Here is a 16,933-nt window from a genome sequence, read left to right as displayed (position 1 = left end):
TGTTCCCGCGCCTTCCAACGCCCCCACCTGCACTTCTTTCGGCGTTTTCGCCCGCGGTGCGGTAAGCGTCTCTACTGTGGAGAGGGTTAGGCGACTTGCGTGATCCGGTGGCGGGCAACCGGTTCGCGGTGCACAGTGTTTCCCATGAGCGACAGCGAACGTAGTGGGCAGTTCTACTGGTGCACCCGACACCACCGGGTCGAGACGGACGCCGACGTGTGTCCGGCGAAGCACGTCCTCGGCCCGTACGACTCGGCGGCCGACGCGGAGAACGCCCTGCAGCGAGTGCAGGAGCGGAATGAGGCGTGGGAGGCCGAGGACGCGCGTTGGGCCGGGGAGGACAGGTAGACGGCGCGGGACGGCCCGCGTCGCGGTAGTTCGTGCTCCGCGAGGACGCACGCGAGAGCACGTCCCCAAGGAGGGAACCACGATGGCCGTTACACAGCAGGCCACCACCCGCCCGGCCGCCCGCAAGACCACCGCGAAGAAGACCGCCGCGGCGGAGCGTGGCACGTCGGCGAGCCGGACCACCCCCGTGCGCAAGTCCACCACGGGCGCGGCGAAGGCGCCGGCCCGCAAGGCGGCCGGCGGCGCGGGGCGTGCCCCGGCGACGAAGACGACCACCGCGGCGAAGAAGGCCCCCGCCAAGAAGGCAACGGCGACGAAGACGACGAAGACCACGGCGGCGGCCAAGAGGACCACGGCGGCCAAGAAGGCGCCCGCGAAGAAGACCGCGACCACGGCCAGGACCACGGCGGCCAAGAACACGGCGGCGGCCAGGAAGGCGCCCGCGAAGACCGCGTCCGCCCGCGGGACGGCCACCGCCGCGAAGCGGAGCCCGGCAGCCACGGCGCGCAAGAGCGGCACCGCGACCAAGGCGACGAGCGCGGCGAAGAAGACCACCAGCGCGGCGAAGAAGACCACCGCCTCGGCGGCCAAGAGGACCACGGCCGCGACGAAGGCGCCCGCCCGCAAGGTCGCGACCAAGGCGTCGGCGGTGAAGAAGACGGCCGCGAAGAAGGCTCCCGCCAAGAAGGCGCCCGCGAAGAAGACCACGGCGGCGAAGAAGACGGCGACCCGTCCGGCCGGCGGCGCGCGCAAGGCGGCGGCGAAGAAGGCCCCGGCCTCGAAGGTGACCGGCACGTCGTCGACGACCGCCCGTAAGGCGGCGGCGAAGAAGGCCCCGGCGAAGAAGACCACCGCCGCCAAGGCGCCGGCCCGCAAGGTGACCGCCCGCAAGTCGCCGTCGCAGCCGGTCGCCGCACGGGCAACCGCCCCCCGGGGTACGCGGACCACGGCGCGGAGGGCGACCGGCTGACGCTGGTCGTCCCCGGGCTGGCCGCCCCGCCTCGGCCGGGGTCGCCCCGCCTCGGCCGGGGTCGCCCCGGCTGGCGCTGGTCGTCGCCCCGGGCTGGCCGGGCGGCGCGGCGTGGACTCGGCCGGTCACCGGAAGCGGATCACCGGCGGCGCTGTCAGGATTGACCCGTGGTCATCCGACGCGTACTCGCCCCCCGCATCGACTTCGGCGCGCTGCGCCGCGAGCTCGGCCTGCCCGAGAGCTTCCCCACGGCCGCCCAGCGGGAGGCCGACGCGGCGGCCGCCGCGCCGCCCCGGCCGGCCGTCGACCGCACCGACATACCGTTCGTCACCGTCGACCCGGCCACCTCCCGTGACCTGGACCAGGCGATGCACCTGGCCCGCCGGACGGGAGGTGGCTACCGCGTGCGGTACGCGATCGCGGACGTCGCCGCGCACGTCGAGCCGGGCGGCGCGCTGGAGGAGGAGACCTGGCGGCGCGGGCAGACGGTCTACCTGCCCGACGGCAACGTGCCGCTGCACCCGGTGACGCTCAGCGAGGGTGCGGCCAGCCTGCTGCCCGACGACGACCGCGCCGCCGTGGTGTGGACCATCGACCTGGACGCCGACGGCGCCACGGTGGCCGTCGAGCTGGAGCGCGCCCTGGTCCGCAGTCGGGCCAAGCTCGACTACACCGGCGTGCAGGCGGCGGCCGACGCCGGTCGGCTGCCCGAGCCGATCGCGCTGCTGCCCGAGATCGGCGACCGGCTGACCGCCCGTGGGCTGCGCCGGGGGGCCATCAACCTGCCGCTGCCCGAGCAGGACGTGGAGCCCGACGGCGACGGGTGGCGGCTGGTGCTGCGCGGGCCGGCGCCCATGGAGGAGCACAACGCGCAGATCTCGCTGCTGACCGGGATGGCCGCCGCCGACATCATGCTGGCCGGCGGGATCGGCCTGCTGCGGACGATGCCCCCACCGAAGCCGGAGGCGGTGCAACGCCTGCGGGCGGCCGCCGCCCCGCTGGGCGTGCGCTGGCCGGACGGCGCGAGCCCCGGCGAGGTCATCGCCGGTCTGGACGCCGCGCAGCCACGTGCCGCCGCGTTCATCGACCAGGCCGCCGAGTTGATGCGCGGCGCCGCGTACACCGCCTTCGACGGCAGCCGCCCGGAGCAGCCGGAGCACGGCGGGGTCGCGGCCGCGTACGCCCATGTCACGGCGCCGTTGCGGCGCCTGGCCGACCGGTACGCCACCGAGGTCTGCCTGGCCCTGCACGCGGGCCGGGAGGTGCCCGACTGGGCCCGCGCCGCGCTGCCCCGGCTGCCCGAGGTGATGGCCAGCACCGACCGCACCGCCTCGGCGGCCAGCCGGGGCGCGGTTGAACTGGCCGAGGCGGTGCTGCTGGAACACCGGGTGGGGGAGACCTTCGACGCGGCGGTGCTCGACGTCGACGCCCCTGCCAACGGCAAGTCCCGGCCGCGGCCGCCCGGCGGAACCGTGGCCCTGGACGCCCCGCCGGTCCGCAGCCGCTGCCTCGGTGAACTTCCGCTCGGCGAACGGGTCCGCGTCCGCCTGGTCACCGCCGACCCGGCGGCCCGTACGGTGCTGTTCGAGCTGGCCTGAGTCGCCGCGCGGTCGGGTCGCGCGGGCAGCGGGGATTGTCACAGTGGCTGGCGACTCTGGCGCGCCGAGCGGTTTGCGAGGATGAGCCCATGGCATACGACGCGAGCACGCTGCCCGACGTTTCCGGGCTGACGGTCGGCATCATCGGCGGCACCGGCGACCAGGGCCGTGGCCTTGCCTATCGACTCGCCCGGGCCGGCCAGACGGTGCTGATCGGCTCCCGGTCCGCCGAGCGGGCCACCGAGTCCGCCGCCGAGATCGCCGCGCTGCCCCGGATGCCGGCCGAGGTGCGGATCACCGGCGCGGCCAACGACGAGGTGGCCCGCCGCAGCGACGTGGTGATCATCGCGGTGCCGTGGGACGGCCACGCGGCCACCGTCGCCGCCCTGGCGGAGCCGTTGGCCGGCACGATCGTCGTCGACTGCGTCAACCCGCTGGGCTTCGACAAGCAGGGTCCGTACGCGCTCACCGTCGCCGAGGGCAGCGCCGTCCAGCAGGCTGCCGCGCTGCTGCCCGACTCCCGCGTCTGCGCCGCGTTCAACCACGTGAGCGCACCACTGCTGGCCGACCCCGAGGTCGACCGGATCGACCTCGACGTGCTGATCTGCACCGAGGACCGGGAACTCGTCGACATCGTCGGGGCGCTCGCCGCGCGGATCCCCGGCATGCGCGGCATCTACGCCGGTCGGCTGCGCAACGCCCACCAGATCGAGGCGTTCACCGCGAACCTGATCGCCATCAACAAGCGCTACAAAGCCCACGCCGGCATCCGCGTCACCGACCTCTGACAGTGCCCTGAGGGATCCTGGGGCATGACCGATGCTGACGGGGTGTTGCGGATCGCGGATCTGCGCCGAGCGTGCTCGATGTTGTTGGATGCGGCGGAGAGCCGATTCGGTCCGGAGATCCAGCTGTCACAGCTTGGCGTCGACCACTACTGGAACATGGACCTGGGTGCGGCGTTCGGGATGGTCCAGCGCCCCGAGTTGGAGATCGACTGCGGGCAGAGTAGCGACGATGTCGCCGAGCTGACGAGCCTCCTGCGGCGGGGTGGTCCAGACGGCTTCGTGTCGCTGTGGCACGACCTTTCGCACGTCAGCGGGCTGCTGCGGCTGCTGGCGTACCTCGATCTGCCCGACAATCGCGAGAGCTAGCCTGCGCGGGGGACGGGCCGACCGGTGGGCACACCGGCACCAAGCCGAGGCCCTGCTCGCCGCCCCGTGTCCCGCCGCACCGTCGTTCGAGGGCCGCACGCCTGCGGTGAGCGCACCGCCGTGCGGCTCCGCCCGCGCCCCGTGCAGGCCGTGCCCACGGCACGCTCGCCAGCTCCGGAACGCGCGGCGCAGCCACGAATCGAGAGGTCGAACGGCACCGTCATCGGGTGCGTGGCTGACCCGCTGCCGTCATGTTCGCCGGTGGTAGTGGTTGCGGCGGGGGAGCTGGTCGGGATCGAGCCAGGCGGGCGGGATGAATTCGGGGTGGCCGTTGCCGCCCAACTGGACGGCCCACTCGCCACGGTGGAGGTGGCGGTGGTGGTGGCCGCAGAGCAGCACCGCGTTGGCCAGGTTGGTGTTGCCGCCGTCGGCCCAGTGTCGGAGGTGGTGGGCGTCGCACCAGCGGGGTGGTCGGTCGCAGCCGGGGAAGGCGCAGCCTCGGTCGCGCAGGATCAGGGCGCGGCGCAGGGGGCCGGTGACGAGTCGGCGCTGGCGGCCGACGTCGAGTGTCTGGCCGGCGCTGCCGAGCACGGCGGGCAGGATGGCGGCGTCGCAGGCGAGGCGACGTACCGTCTCCGGGGTGAGCCCGAAGCCAGCGTCGAGGGTGCCGGCACCGAGCTGCCGGACCAGGCCGTCGAAGCTGGTGGTGACGACGAGCTGGGCCGGCTCGCCGCCGTGCTCGGGCAGCTCCTTGGTGCGCAGGGCGAGTCGGCAGAGGTCGCCGAGGGCGTCGTGCCGCCGTTGCCCCGGTGACCGGTGGTCGTCCTGACCGGAGGGTGCGGTCAGTGGGTCGAGGGCGGCGCGGAGCAGGCCGGCGGTCTCCGCGTCGAGGGTGCCGCTCAACCGCAGCCGGCCGTCGGTCAGCTCGGACAGGGTGAGGTGACGATCCCGGGTGGCCCGGCGGGCTTCGGCGTCGAGGGCGGCCTTGGCGGCGGCGTCGGCGACCTCGGGTGCGACGTGGTCGAGGATGCGGGTGGCGAGCTTGCGCAGCAGCGTGGGGTCGAACTGGCCGGCCCAGTCGACGAGGACGCCGACCGCTCTGGTGGCGACGTCGGTGCCGGCGGCGGCCCGCACGGTGTCGACGGTGTCGGCGATGACGCGGGCCTGCTCCAGGCTGACGTCTCCGTCGGCCAGCGCCCGGCGGACCTCGGGAGCGCCCGTGTCGAGGGCGTGAGCGAACTCGACCAACCGGCGGGCTGCGGGAACTGTCAACCGTAGGCGGTCGCGCAACCAGACCGCCGTCGACGAAGCGCCCTGCGCCAGGGCCGTGCCCCGGCCGTCCAGCTCGCGCACGAGGGTCAGCTTGACGGCCGCGAGCTGCTGCTCGAGCCGGTGCGCGGCGTCGAGCGCAGCCACCAGGTCATGCTCCGCGAGGGCCCAGGCCGGCGCGGCGGCGGCATCCGCCACCGCGCCCCGCGCCTGCGCCAACTCTTCGATCACACCCCGAACCTAGAACAGGTGTACGACAAAACCAGTCACCATGATCAATGAGGGTGACCTCGCGGCCCGATCGGGGGCGGCGCACGACGCCGATGTAAAGCTTTCTAGACATGATGTCAAAGACGCCATACTATGAGCATGTCAAGAATTCTTTACAGCAGGAGGCGGTCGTGACGCACGAGGAGAAACGCGCCTGGATCATGCTGGTGGTCAGTGTGGTGGGCTACGCCGCCTACGCGGCCGTGGTCCTGAACCGGGCCGACGGTGGTCCGCTCACCGCCACGCCGTACGCCGGGGTGCTGTTGTGGACCATCGGCGGGGCCGTCGTCGCGAGCATCGTGGCCGAGATCGGGATGGGTGTGCTGAACCCGGGCGCCTCCCGTGCCAAGGACGTCCGGGACCGGGAGATCGGACGGCTCGGTGACCACGTCGGTCAGGCGTTCGTGGCCATCGGCGCGGTGTCGGCGATGCTGATGGCGTTGGCCGAATGGGACTGGTTCTGGATCGCGAACGTCATCTACCTGTGCTTCGTCCTGTCGGCGGCGGTTGGCGCCCTGGCGAAGGTGATCGTCTACCGCAAGGGTGTCCCGCAGTGGTGAAGCCGACCCGCGTCACGAACAACATCCGCGCGCTGCGCTTCGCGCACGGCGAGATGACCCAGGCCGAGCTCGCCGAGCGGATCGGCGTGACCCGACAGACCGTCATCGCCATCGAGCAGAGTCGTTACTCGCCGTCGCTGGAGATGGCGTTCAAGATCGCGCGCTTGTTCGACGCACGTCTCGACGACGTGTTCCAGTACCCCGAGGAGGCGACACCGTGAAGGCCATCGTCCAGGACAGCTACGGCCCGCCCGACGTGCTCCACCTTCGCGACATCGACCAACCCGCCGTGAACGACGAGGAGGTCCTCGTCCAGGTCCGCGCCGCCGGGGTCGACCCCGGGGTGTGGATCTTCATGACCGGTCGCCCCTACCTGGCGCGGCTGGCCGCAGGGCCGCGCCGGCCCCGGGCGCCGGTGCGCGGGCGGGACCTGGCCGGGGTGGTGGTCGCGGTCGGTGCTCGGGTGACCCGGTTCCGGCCCGGCGACGAGGTGTTCGGCACCTGTCCGCGTGGCTCGTACGCCGAGTTCGCGAGCGCGCCGGAGCGGCGGCTGGCCCGCAAACCGGCCAACCTGTCGTTCGCGCAGGCCGCCGCCGCGCCGGTCTCCGGGATGACGGCGCTGCGTGCGGTCCGCGACAGCGGCGCGGTACGCCCAGGGCAGCGCGTGCTGGTCATCGGCGCATCCGGCGGCGTCGGGTCGCACGCCGTACAGATCGCCAAGGCGTACGGGGCGACGGTCACCGCCGTCTGCGCGCCGGCCAGGGCCGCGTTCGTACGCGGCCTCGGCGCCGACGACACCCTCGACTACACCAGCGAGGAGGTCGACAGCCGTGGCCCGATCTACGACGTGGTCATCGACACCGGCGGCGATCGGCCGGTCTCCCTGCTGCGCCGCGCCCTCACCCCACACGGGACACTGGCGCTGGTCGGCGGCACGTACACCAAGGGCCCCGTGCTCAGCGGCTACGACCGGCAGATGTTCCGCGCGCCGCTGCTGTCCCTGTTCGTCGGTCAACGCCTGCGTAGCGTGAGCGCGGTCGAACGCACCAGGGACCTGAGCGAGCTGGGAAACCTCATCGAATCGGGAGCGCTCACCCCGGCGGTCGACCGCACCTATCCGCTGGCCCAGGCGGCGGACGCGATCCGCCACCTCCGGCACGGGCACCCGGCGGGAAAGATCGTCGTCACCGTGTGACGCGGTGGCCGCCGAGACCGCTCACCGGGGCCCGCACCGACCGAAACCCGCGCGCGGACCGTCGTTCTCGGCTGGGCGGGCAGGGCCGGATGGCGGGGGTGGGCCCCAACCCCGCCCGCCCAGGCCACCGGACGGCTAGAAGGTGTGCTCGGCGGCCGGGAACTCGCCGCCCCGGACCTCCTCGGCGAAGCGCCGGGTGGCGTCGGTGAGGACGTCCGCGAGGTCCGCGTACCGCTTCACGAAGCGTGGCGCCTTGCCGGTGCGCAGACCGGCCATGTCCTGCCAGACGAGCACCTGGGCGTCGGTGTCCGGGCCGGCGCCGATGCCGACGGTGGGGATGGGCAGCTCGTGGGTGATCTGCTTGGCCACCACGCCCGGCACCATCTCCAGCACCACCGCGAACGCGCCGGCCTCGGCCACCGCCCGCGCGTCCGCCAGCACCTCGTCGGCCGTGTCGCCCCGCCCCTGCACCCGGTAGCCGCCCAGGGTGTGTTCACTCTGCGGGGTGAAGCCGATGTGCGCCATCACCGGGATGCCGGCGCCGACGATCGCGGCGATCTGCGCGGCGCAGCGTCGGCCGCCCTCCAACTTCACCGCGTGGCAGCCACCCTCCTTCATGAACCGGACGGCGGTGCGCAGCGCCTGGGCCGGGCCCTCCTCGTACGAGCCGAACGGCAGGTCACCGACGACCAGGGTCTGCCGGGTCGAGCGCACCACGGCCCGTACCAGCGGCAACAGGTCGTCGGCGGTGATCGGCAGGGTCGTCTCGTAGCCGAAGACGTTGTTCGCCGCCGAATCACCGACCAGCAGCACCGGTACGCCGGCCCGGTCGAAGATCCCCGCCGTGTACTGGTCGTACGAGGTGAGCATCGGCCACCGTTCGCCGCGCTCCTTCGCGGCGATCAGGTCGCGGGTGCGGACCCGACGGGTGGCCGGTCCGCCGTACAGCGCGGTCACCTCGTGCGGAGTGGACTCGATCATGACTGTCTCCCTTCCTCGAGGCCGCCTGCGCGGTCCCCGGGCTTCGCCGATCGTCGCACCGCGCGACAGCCTGGCGGCAGGGCCCAGTGGAAGATGTCACTCGGGAGGCGCGGGACATCAGCCGTGCTCGCGCCACCGATTCGTGATCGGCAGTCGACGGTCCCGGCCGAACGCCTTCATGGAGATCTTCGTGCCCGGCGCGGACTGGCGTCGCTTGTACTCGGCGGTATCCACCAGTCGCAGCACCTTGTCGACCACGGCCGGGTCGTGGCCCGACTCGACCAGCCCGTCGCGGCCCAGGTCGCCGTCGACGTAGCCGATGAGGATCGGGTCCAGCACGTCGTAGTCGGGCAGGGAGTCGCTGTCGAGCTGGCCCGGGCTCAACTCGGCGCTCGGCGGCTTGCCGATCGAGTTCTCCGGGATGGGGGCGGTCTCGCCGCGACGGGCCGCGTCCGCGTTGCGCCACTTCGCCAGACGCCACACCAGCGTCTTCCAGACGTCCTTGATCGGGTTGAAGCCGCCGACCGAGTCGCCGTACAGGGTGGAGTAGCCGACCGCCAGCTCGCTCTTGTTGCCGGTGGTCAACACCAGGTGGCCCTCCTGGTTCGACAGCGCCATCAGGATGACCCCGCGTACCCGGGCCTGGAGGTTCTCCACGGCGATCCCGGACAGCGACAGGTTCGCCAGGAAGGCGTCCACCATCGGCTGGATCGGCTCGACGCGGTAGTCGAGCCCGGTGCGCTTGGCCAGGTCGGCGGCGTCCTCCCGAGAGTGCTCGGAGGAGTGCTGGCTGGGCAGTGACACGCCGACCACCCGGTCCGGGCCGAGCGCGTCGACGGCGATGGCGGCCACCACCGCCGAGTCGATGCCACCGGAGAGTCCGAGCACCACCGAGGCGAACCGGTTCTTGTTGACGTAGTCGCGCAGGCCCAGCACGAGCGCGTGCCAGACCTCGGCCTCGTCGGCGACCGGCTCGATCAGCCCGCCGGTGACGGCCGGGCCGGACGGCGCGGGCGGAGCCGCCTCCACCGCGTGGTACGACACCCGCATGCCGTCGGCGACGCTCTCGCCGCCCGGGGTCGTCGTGGCGGCCGGCAGCTCGACGTCGTGCACGAGCAGGTGCTCGACGAACTGTGGGGCGCGGGTGAGCAGGTCGCCGTTGGCGGCGACGATCATCGAGTCGCCCTCGAAGACCAGCTCGTCCTGGCCGCCGATCATGTTGACGTACGCGATGGTGGCGTTCGCCTCGGCCGCCCGGCGGCGGACCAGCGGCAGCCGGATGTCGTCCTTGTTCAACTCGTACGGCGAGCCGTTGATGTTGACCACGAGGCCGACGCCGGCCTGCCGGGCGGCGGCGAACGGCCCGCCGGCCTGCCACAGGTCCTCGCAGATGGTCAGCGCGACGTCCACCCCGCCGATCCGCACGACGGTCAGCTCCTCGCCGGAGACGAAGTAGCGGTCCTCGTCGAAGACGCCGTAGTTGGGCAGGTGGTGCTTGAAGTAGCGGGCGACCACCTCGCCGCGGTGCAGCAGCGCGGCGGCGTTGCGCGCGCCCCGCCCCGGCTCGGCGTCCCCACTGACCTGCGGCGGGCCGTCGGCGTCCAGGTAGCCGACGACGACCGGCAGGTCACCGAGACCGTCCCCGGCGAGGTCGGCCGCGAGCTGCCGCAGGGCGGCCTGGGACGCGGCGACGAAGGACCGCCGGAAGACCAGGTCCTCGACCGGGTAGCCGGTCAACATCATCTCCGGGAAGAGCACCAACTGGGCGCCGGCGTTGGCGGCCTGGCGGGTCCAGTTGCGGACCAGGTCGGCGTTGCCGGCGAGGTCGCCGACGCTCGGGTTGACCTGTGACAGGGCGAGACGCAGGGTGGGCATGTCCTCATCTTGCCTCAGCTTCGGCCGAGCAATCCGTACCCTCGGACGAGACGGCGGCCACGTGCGGACGCCGCGCGGCCGGCGTGCCGCATCGGTACCGCTCGCCGGGCGGGACGCGAGGGGACGGGCGGCGGCGGTTCGCGTAACGTCTGCGTAACCAGGCCCGGGAACACTGGGCGGTCAGGTCGGGCGCAGCCCGGCCAAGGCGGACAAAGAGTGTCGCGAGGGGTTGGGGAAGTGGACCGTCAGCAGGAGTTCGTCCTCCGTACGCTGGAAGAGCGGGACATCCGGTTCGTCCGGCTGTGGTTCACGGACGTGCTGGGCACGCTCAAGAGCGTCTCGGTGGCGCCCGCGGAGTTGGAAGCGGCCTTCGAGGAGGGCATCGGCTTCGACGGCTCGGCGATCGAGGGCTTCGCGCGCGTCTTCGAATCGGACATGGTCGCGATGCCCGACCCGACCACCTTCCAGGTCTTCCCGTTCGAGGGTGGGGTCAGCGGCGAGAGCGCCCGGATGTTCTGCGACATCCTGCTGCCCGACGGCGGGCCGTCCTGGGCCGACCCGCGGCACGTGCTGCGCCGCGCGCTGTCCAAGGCTGCCGAGAAGGGCTTCACCTTCTACACCCACCCCGAGATCGAGTTCTTCCTGCTGGAGAACGGCCCGCAGGACGGCTCGGTGCCCACCCCGGTGGACACCGGCGGCTACTTCGAGCACACCACCCACGCCGTGGCCCGCGACTTCCGTCGCCAGGGCGTGCTGGCGCTGGAGCGGATCGGCATCTCGGTGGAGTTCAGCCACCACGAGGTTGCGCCCGGCCAGCAGGAGATCGATCTGCGCTACGCCGACGCGCTGACCACCGCCGACAACATCATGACCTTCCGGCACGTGGTCAAGGAGGTCGCGCTCTCCACCGGCGTGCAGGCCAGCTTCATGCCGAAGCCGTTCACCGACCAGCCCGGCAGCGGCATGCACACCCACCTGTCGCTGTTCGAGGGCGAGCGCAACGCCTTCCACGACGGTGGCGACCCGATGAAGCTCTCCAAGGTGGCGAAGTCCTTCATCGCCGGCCTGCTGATGCACGCCCGGGAGTACACGGCGGTCACCAACCAGTGGGTCAACTCGTACAAGCGGCTCTTCCCGCAGGCGCTGCCGGACCGGATCACCGAGAGCCCGGCGTACGTCTGCTGGGGTCACCTGAACCGCTCCGCGCTGGTCCGGGTGCCCGCGTACGGCAAGCCGAACTCGGCCCGGGTCGAGGTCCGCTCGCTGGACTCGGCCACCAACCCGTACCTCGCCTTCGCGGTGCTGCTCGGCGCGGGCCTCAAGGGCATCGAGGAGGGCTACGAGCTGCCGCCGGGCGCCGAGGACGACGTCTGGTCGCTGAGCAGCGCCGAGCGCCGCGCCATGGGGTACGAGGCGCTGCCGGAGAACCTGGCCGAGGCGATCGACGTGATGGCCGAGTCCGAACTGGTCGCCGAGGTGCTGGGCGAGCACGTCTTCGACTTCTTCCTGCGCAACAAGCGGGCCGAGTGGGAGCAGTACCGCCGCGAGGTCACCCCGTACGAGCGGCAGCGTTACCTGGCGCTCTAGGGCAGGGCATCGGCGCGGGGCTGACGCGCTTGCCCGCTGCGGCTATCGTCTCGATCACCGCGCCGGTACCCCTTCCGGGCGGAGAGTCGGGAGGCAGTCGGTGCTGGAGGACCTGCTCAGCGGTGCCTGGCAGAGCGTCGTGTTCGGGATCGTGGGCGTCGGGCTCATGGCGGCCGGGTTCGGGCTCGTCGACCTGCTGACCCCGGGGCGGTTGCGCGAGCTGATCTGGGTCGAGCGCAACACCAACGCGGGTCTGCTGCTCGCCGCCAACCAGCTCGGCATCGCCGGCATCGTCTTCACGGCGATCCTGACCAGCTACAGCGACTTCGCCAAGGGGCTCGCCTCGACCGTGGTCTTCGGACTGGTCGGGCTGGCCATCATGGCGCTGGCCTTCTTCGTGCTGGACCTGCTCACCCCCGGCAAGCTCGGTGAGGTCATCTGCTCGTCCGAGCCGCACCCGGCGGCCCGGGTCAGCGCCGCCACGCACTTCGGTGCCGCGCTGATCGTCTGCGCCTGCATCGCCTGAGCCTGCACGGCCTGAGCCCGCACGGCCTGATTGTGGGCGTCGTACCCCGGTCGTAGCGTGCCGGGCATGAACCGTACGGACCGCCTCTACGCCCTGGTCGAGGAGCTGCGGGCGGTGTCGCCACGGCCGCGCAGCGCGCGCTGGCTGGCCGTGCGCTTCGAGGTGAGCAGCCGGACCATCGAGCGGGACATCGGCGCGCTCCAGCAGGCCGGGGTGCCGATCTGGGCCGAGTCGGGGCGTACCGGCGGCTACGTCCTGGACCGCGCCCACACCCTGCCGCCGGTCAACCTGACCGCCGCCGAGGCGGTCGCGATGGCGGTGGCGCTGCACCGGCTCGCCGGCTCGCCGTTCGCCGGGCCGGGTGCCACCGCGCTGCGCAAGCTGCTGGCGGTGCTGCCGGCCGCCGACGCCGCCGAGGCGCACCGGCTCGCCGGCCGGGTGCACCTGGTCGGCGACGGGCCGGCCACGCCCGTCCCGGCCACCGTCGCCCACGCGGTCACCGCCCGGCGGGTGCTGCGCATCCGGTACGACGACCGCGCCGGCGTCGACTCGCTGCGGGACGTCGAGCCGCTGGGCTACCTCGGCAACTCCCACCACTGGTACCTGGTGGCCTGGTGCCGCCTGCGCGCCGAGGTGCGATGTTTCCGCACCGACCGGATCCGCGAGGTCGAGGCCCTGCCAGAGGGGGTGCTCCGGGACCTCCGTCCGGAGGACCTGGACATCCCCCACGAGCGGGTCCGCGCGCTGAGTCTGGTCTGAGCGCGCGGTCCGGGTGGCCCACCCGGCCGGGTGATCGGGAAACACCGACAGGACGTTGTCGCGGACGACGTCGAGACTCCTCCGGGAGACGGCCGGACGGCCGGAAACGCGAAGACCTGGAGGCAGTATGTCCGCGACGCCCATCACGTGGTTCGAGATCGGCACCGACCGGCCGGAGGAGGCGGAGCGCTTCTATGGCGAGCTGTTCGGCTGGACCTTCAACGAGGAGGGCTCGGCCGACGGCGGTTCCTACCGGGTGACCGGGGCCGGTGGCGACACCGGGATCGGCGGCGGAATCCGGGCGACCGGCGGCACGTCGCCGAACTACGCGATCCTCTACGCCGAGGTGGCCGACGTCGAGGAGACCTGTCGGCGGGCCGAGGCGGCCGGCGCCCAGGTGGTGGTGCCGGCCCGGACCACGCCCACCGGGCTCACGTTGGCCCAGCTGATCGACCCGGTCGGCAACCGCCTGGGCGTGTTCGCGCCCCCGCCCCGACAGAGCTGATCACTCCTCGGCTGGCCCGGACTGAAGCTCAGGTCCGGGCCGGGCTGAGGCCCTGATCGCGTAGGCCGGCAACGACGATCTGAACGAGGGCGCTGCTGCCACGGTGCCGCGCGGTCGCGGCGCAGCCGATCACGAGGGCTTGAATGTCGTCGGGAGTGACGTCCGGCCGGATGGTTCCGCGTTGCTGCGCCTCGTGCAGGAGGTCGGCGAAGGCGGCGTTGAGGGCGGCGTCCGCGTCGGCGGGTATGTGGTATCCACCGCGGTCCAGAGCGTCCGCCATGGCGCGATTGGTGCGGCAGGCCTCCACCATGACGGTGAAGAACTCGGCGAAGTCGATGCCGGAACGGGCCTTGTCGGTCAGGGCGTGGAGCCGGTCGAGCACCACGGCCTCGATGAGCGACTCCTTGGTCGGAAAGTGCCGATACACGGTGCCGGCGCCGACGCCCGCGCGACGGGCGATCTCGTCGATGGGCACGTCCAGGCCCTCGGCGGCCAGGCTCTCGTAGGCGGCGTTCAGGACGCTCTGGCGATTGCGGCGAGCATCGGCACGCATGAGGATCCTCCGGCCTGTCGACAAGCGGGGCGGCCGTTCCGTATAGTTGAAACGGGGCGACCGTTCCGATTATAGGAGACGCCGTGTGGAGTGCGCGCGACATACCCCGGCTCGACGGCACCACCGCGTTGGTGACCGGAGCTACCGCCGGAATCGGCCTGGAAACGGCAATGGCCTTGAGCGCTCAGGGAGCCCACGTGGTGATCGGCGCTCGCAACGCGGCACGCGGTGCGGACACCCTGCGCGCGTTACCCGGCAGAGGCAGCGTCCTCGCCCTCGAACTCGCCAGCCTCCAAGCCGTGCGGCAGGCGGCAAGCGACCTCCACCAGCGCTTCGAGCGACTCGACATCCTGATCAACAACGCCGGCCTGTGGTGGCAGCCCGCACGGCGTACCCAGGACGGCTTCGAGTCTCAGTTTGGCGTCAACCACCTCGGCCACTTCGCGTTGACCGGTCTCCTCCTCGACATGCTTGAGCGGTCACCGGCCGGGCGGATCGTCACGGTCAGCAGCAAGGGGGCCGCCGCCGGGTCCGTCACGCACCTCGACCCCAGGAACCTCGACGGGTACCGGCCAGCCAAGGCCTACAACGGCGCAAAACTCGCGAATCTGCTGTTCGCGTTCGAACTGCAGCATCGACTCGCCGCGTCCGACTCATCGACGATCAGCCTCGCGGCCCACCCCGGTGGAGCACGCACCAGCCTGTTTCGTGACGCATCGCCAGGCTTCCGCATCGCCAACGCGACGATTGGGTGGCTGTTCACCCAGTCTGCCCAGGCCGGTGCGCTGCCCGTACTCCGGGCGGCGACCGACCCGCGGGCCGCCGGCGGCGAGTACTACGGGCCGGGTGGCCCCGGCCAGTTCAAGGGCGCCCCGAAACCGCAGCGGGCCCCGAAAGGCGCCTACGACCCGGCCACCCGACGTCGACTGTGGGAGATGTCCGAAGTGGCGACAGGCGTCGCCTACCCCTTGCGTGCCGAAGCTGCGCACTGACGATTCCTGCGGCCCGCCCCAGGAGGCCGGACCTGGTCTGACCGGAGGACCAGGGCCGGCCGGGGGCCTACCGGGGCGGCCCTGGTTCCGCCGGGTTACTTGCCGGGCGTACCTGCCGGTGCGCCGTGGCCGCCCAGGCCGCGGTGGCCGCCCGGACCGGGGAAGACGCCGGCCTCCACGGCCTTGGTGATGGCGTCGGCCTGCTCCTGGGTGAGTTTGCCGTCCTTGACCGCCTGGTCCAGCCGCTCCTTGAGCGCGGCCTTGCGATCCTCGGCGGAGTGGCGCTGCGGCCGGTCGGCTGGCCGGTGCTGCTCGCGGATCTTCTCCAGCGCGGCGGTCACCTTGTCGGTCGGCACGCCCAGCTCCTTGGCCAGATCCTCGGCGAACTGACCCTGCCGGTCGGCCTTGGCTCCGGGCGCCGGGGCGGTGCTGGCGCTCGGCGACGGCGAATCGGCGGCGAAGGCGATCGTCGGGGCCGCGATCCCGACGCCGAGGATGCCGGCGGCGGCCAGGCCGGCCAGCATGTGCTTCCTACTGATGGTGCGGGACATGCTCTCCTCCAGAAAGCTAGGTGGTACGTGATGTCGTCACCGACAGTGACGGGTGAGCCTGGGCGCGACCCGTGGCGAACCTGTCAGCGAGCTGACAATCGAAGGCGGAAATCGGTTGTGTCGTCGCTTGTCGGGCGGTCAGGGTCGGTCCACCGCCAACGAAGGGACGTACGCCGGGATGAGAGTCGAGATCCGGGAGATCGCACTCGTCGAGCCGGACGCCGGCCCGTACGGCATCACGGTCGGGCCCGACGGCGCGCTGTGGCTGACGCTGGTCCACGGCGGTGGCATCGCCCGCCTGGACCCCGACGGCTCGGTCCGAACCCATTCGCTGGAGCCAGCCGGCGGCCGTCCGTTGATCATCACGACGGGTCCGGACGGTGCGCTCTGGTTCACCCGCTCCGGTGATGACCGGATCGGTCGGATCACCGTCGACGGCGAGCAGCGCACGGTCGCCCTGCCGGCCGGTACCGGGCCGGGTGGCATCGCGGCCGGACCCGACGGGGCACTCTGGTACGCGGGGATGACCTCCGACACGATCGGCCGGGTAACCACCGACGGCACGGCGACCGCCTTTCCGCTGCCGGTCACCGGCGGGTTCCCCTCGATGATCACCGCCGGCGCGGACCACGCCCTCTGGTTCACCCTCAACCGCGCGAACGCGATCGGCCGGATCGCCCTCGACGGCACGGTGAGGCTGTACCCTTTGCCCACCGCGGACGCCGGGCCGGTCGGCATCGCCCTGGGCGCGGACGGCGCCATCTGGTTCGTGGAAATCACCGCCGGCCAGGTCGGCCGGATCGACGTTGATGGCGTGATCGTCGAGTTCCCACTGCCGGACCGGGCCGCGCGCCCGCACGCGATCGTGGCCGACCCAGCGGGTGGGGCCTGGTTCACCGAGTGGGGCGCCAACCGGATCGGCCACCTCGATCCGAATGGACGATTCGAGAGCTACGCCCTACCGACCCCGCAGTCGGAACCACACGGCGTCGTCCACACCCCGGATGGAGTGTGGGCAGCCCTGGAAACCGGCGCACTAGCCCACCTGACCCCCTGACCCATACCCCTCCGACCCCCGGCCCCCGGCCCCCGGGCGTCCGGCCCCCTGGCCTCCCGGCCCCCTGGCCTCCCGGCCCCGGCCCCCTGGCTTCGTTGATCACCGAGCCGCCCCGGGAGACCCCGGCGGTCCGCGCCACCCGCAAGCCGTTCCGCCTGCACCGGGTCCGTCGCCGCTGATCGG

19 protein-coding genes are annotated in these 16,933 nt (G+C 72.4%); 14 read left to right on the top strand and 5 right to left on the bottom strand.

Going from position 1 to position 16,933, the window contains the following annotated elements; translation table 11 throughout:
- Positions 1 to 144: 144 nt before the first annotated feature.
- From AB0J36_RS18685 to AB0J36_RS18665, 5 genes are all read left to right on the top strand, one after another.
- Entirely contained in the window at positions 145 to 348 is a 204-nt protein-coding gene (locus AB0J36_RS18685; RefSeq protein WP_357132722.1) for a hypothetical protein, read from the top strand.
- Positions 349 to 430: 82 nt separating this feature from the next.
- Positions 431 to 1,318 carry a histone gene (locus AB0J36_RS18680; RefSeq protein ID WP_357173843.1) on the top strand — a complete coding sequence of 296 codons (888 nt, stop codon included), beginning with the start codon at positions 431 to 433 and terminating at the stop codon, positions 1,316 to 1,318.
- Between the two features lie 167 nt (positions 1,319 to 1,485).
- Positions 1,486 to 2,916 (top strand): RNB domain-containing ribonuclease, encoded by a 1,431-nt coding sequence (locus AB0J36_RS18675; RefSeq protein WP_357173846.1) that lies wholly within the window; start codon positions 1,486 to 1,488, stop codon positions 2,914 to 2,916.
- Positions 2,917 to 3,005: 89 nt separating this feature from the next.
- Complete coding sequence (npdG, locus tag AB0J36_RS18670; RefSeq protein ID WP_357132728.1) at positions 3,006 to 3,704, top strand: NADPH-dependent F420 reductase; 699 nt, start codon at positions 3,006 to 3,008, stop codon at positions 3,702 to 3,704.
- 24 nt (positions 3,705 to 3,728) lie between these two features.
- Positions 3,729 to 4,070: a hypothetical protein gene (locus AB0J36_RS18665; protein WP_357132730.1), complete on the top strand. Its 342-nt coding sequence runs from the start codon at positions 3,729 to 3,731 to the stop codon at positions 4,068 to 4,070.
- Positions 4,071 to 4,319: 249 nt separating this feature from the next.
- Here the strand turns inward: AB0J36_RS18665 and AB0J36_RS18660 are convergent, their stop codons facing one another.
- Positions 4,320 to 5,570 carry a DUF222 domain-containing protein gene (locus tag AB0J36_RS18660; RefSeq protein ID WP_363660913.1) on the bottom strand — a complete coding sequence of 417 codons (1,251 nt, stop codon included), beginning with the start codon at positions 5,568 to 5,570 and terminating at the stop codon, positions 4,320 to 4,322.
- A gap of 170 nt (positions 5,571 to 5,740) precedes the next feature.
- Here AB0J36_RS18660 and AB0J36_RS18655 point away from each other — a divergent pair, with 170 nt between their 5' ends.
- The 3 genes from AB0J36_RS18655 to AB0J36_RS18645 are packed head-to-tail and all read left to right on the top strand — an operon-like array spanning position 5,741 to position 7,364.
- Entirely contained in the window at positions 5,741 to 6,169 is a 429-nt protein-coding gene (locus AB0J36_RS18655) for a hypothetical protein (protein WP_357132734.1), read from the top strand.
- Positions 6,170 to 6,192: 23 nt separating this feature from the next.
- Positions 6,193 to 6,390 carry a helix-turn-helix transcriptional regulator gene (locus AB0J36_RS18650; protein ID WP_355051501.1) on the top strand — a complete coding sequence of 66 codons (198 nt, stop codon included), beginning with the start codon at positions 6,193 to 6,195 and terminating at the stop codon, positions 6,388 to 6,390.
- Positions 6,387 to 7,364, top strand: a complete 978-nt coding sequence (locus AB0J36_RS18645; RefSeq protein ID WP_363660912.1) for an NAD(P)-dependent alcohol dehydrogenase — start codon at positions 6,387 to 6,389, stop codon at positions 7,362 to 7,364. Before AB0J36_RS18650 ends, AB0J36_RS18645 begins: the two co-directional genes overlap by 4 nt.
- A gap of 135 nt (positions 7,365 to 7,499) precedes the next feature.
- Here AB0J36_RS18645 and panB read toward each other — a convergent pair whose 3' ends face one another.
- Entirely contained in the window at positions 7,500 to 8,345 is an 846-nt protein-coding gene (panB, locus tag AB0J36_RS18640) for a 3-methyl-2-oxobutanoate hydroxymethyltransferase (RefSeq protein WP_363660911.1), read from the bottom strand.
- Between the two features lie 117 nt (positions 8,346 to 8,462).
- Positions 8,463 to 10,220 carry an NAD+ synthase gene (locus AB0J36_RS18635; protein ID WP_357134864.1) on the bottom strand — a complete coding sequence of 586 codons (1,758 nt, stop codon included), beginning with the start codon at positions 10,218 to 10,220 and terminating at the stop codon, positions 8,463 to 8,465.
- Between the two features lie 237 nt (positions 10,221 to 10,457).
- Here AB0J36_RS18635 and glnA point away from each other — a divergent pair, with 237 nt between their 5' ends.
- From glnA to AB0J36_RS18615, 4 genes are all read left to right on the top strand, one after another.
- Positions 10,458 to 11,807 carry a type I glutamate--ammonia ligase gene (gene glnA / locus AB0J36_RS18630; RefSeq protein WP_355051478.1) on the top strand — a complete coding sequence of 450 codons (1,350 nt, stop codon included), beginning with the start codon at positions 10,458 to 10,460 and terminating at the stop codon, positions 11,805 to 11,807.
- Between the two features lie 100 nt (positions 11,808 to 11,907).
- Entirely contained in the window at positions 11,908 to 12,333 is a 426-nt protein-coding gene (locus AB0J36_RS18625; protein ID WP_355051479.1) for a DUF350 domain-containing protein, read from the top strand.
- A gap of 66 nt (positions 12,334 to 12,399) precedes the next feature.
- Positions 12,400 to 13,092: a WYL domain-containing protein gene (locus tag AB0J36_RS18620; protein WP_363660910.1), complete on the top strand. Its 693-nt coding sequence runs from the start codon at positions 12,400 to 12,402 to the stop codon at positions 13,090 to 13,092.
- 127 nt (positions 13,093 to 13,219) lie between these two features.
- Positions 13,220 to 13,597, top strand: a complete 378-nt coding sequence (locus AB0J36_RS18615) for a VOC family protein (RefSeq protein ID WP_357134861.1) — start codon at positions 13,220 to 13,222, stop codon at positions 13,595 to 13,597.
- A 28-nt stretch (positions 13,598 to 13,625) separates the two neighbouring features.
- Here AB0J36_RS18615 and AB0J36_RS18610 read toward each other — a convergent pair whose 3' ends face one another.
- Positions 13,626 to 14,150 carry a helix-turn-helix domain-containing protein gene (locus tag AB0J36_RS18610; protein ID WP_363660909.1) on the bottom strand — a complete coding sequence of 175 codons (525 nt, stop codon included), beginning with the start codon at positions 14,148 to 14,150 and terminating at the stop codon, positions 13,626 to 13,628.
- An 83-nt stretch (positions 14,151 to 14,233) separates the two neighbouring features.
- On the opposite strand from AB0J36_RS18610, the gene AB0J36_RS18605 reads away from it, so the two are divergent.
- Positions 14,234 to 15,142, top strand: a complete 909-nt coding sequence (locus AB0J36_RS18605) for an oxidoreductase (protein WP_363660908.1) — start codon at positions 14,234 to 14,236, stop codon at positions 15,140 to 15,142.
- 95 nt (positions 15,143 to 15,237) lie between these two features.
- Here AB0J36_RS18605 and AB0J36_RS18600 read toward each other — a convergent pair whose 3' ends face one another.
- A complete protein-coding gene (locus tag AB0J36_RS18600) occupies positions 15,238 to 15,693 on the bottom strand; it encodes a hypothetical protein (protein ID WP_357393429.1) in 456 nt (151 codons plus the stop codon).
- 178 nt (positions 15,694 to 15,871) lie between these two features.
- Between AB0J36_RS18600 and AB0J36_RS18595 the strand changes: the two genes are divergently transcribed.
- Positions 15,872 to 16,750 (top strand): virginiamycin B lyase, encoded by an 879-nt coding sequence (locus AB0J36_RS18595; protein WP_357170612.1) that lies wholly within the window; start codon positions 15,872 to 15,874, stop codon positions 16,748 to 16,750.
- Positions 16,751 to 16,933 lie beyond the last annotated feature (183 nt).

Source organism: Micromonospora sp. NPDC049662, from assembly GCF_040675055.1.
Lineage (GTDB): Bacteria > Actinomycetota > Actinomycetes > Mycobacteriales > Micromonosporaceae > Micromonospora.
This window is presented reverse-complemented; position numbering and strand designations above follow the sequence as displayed.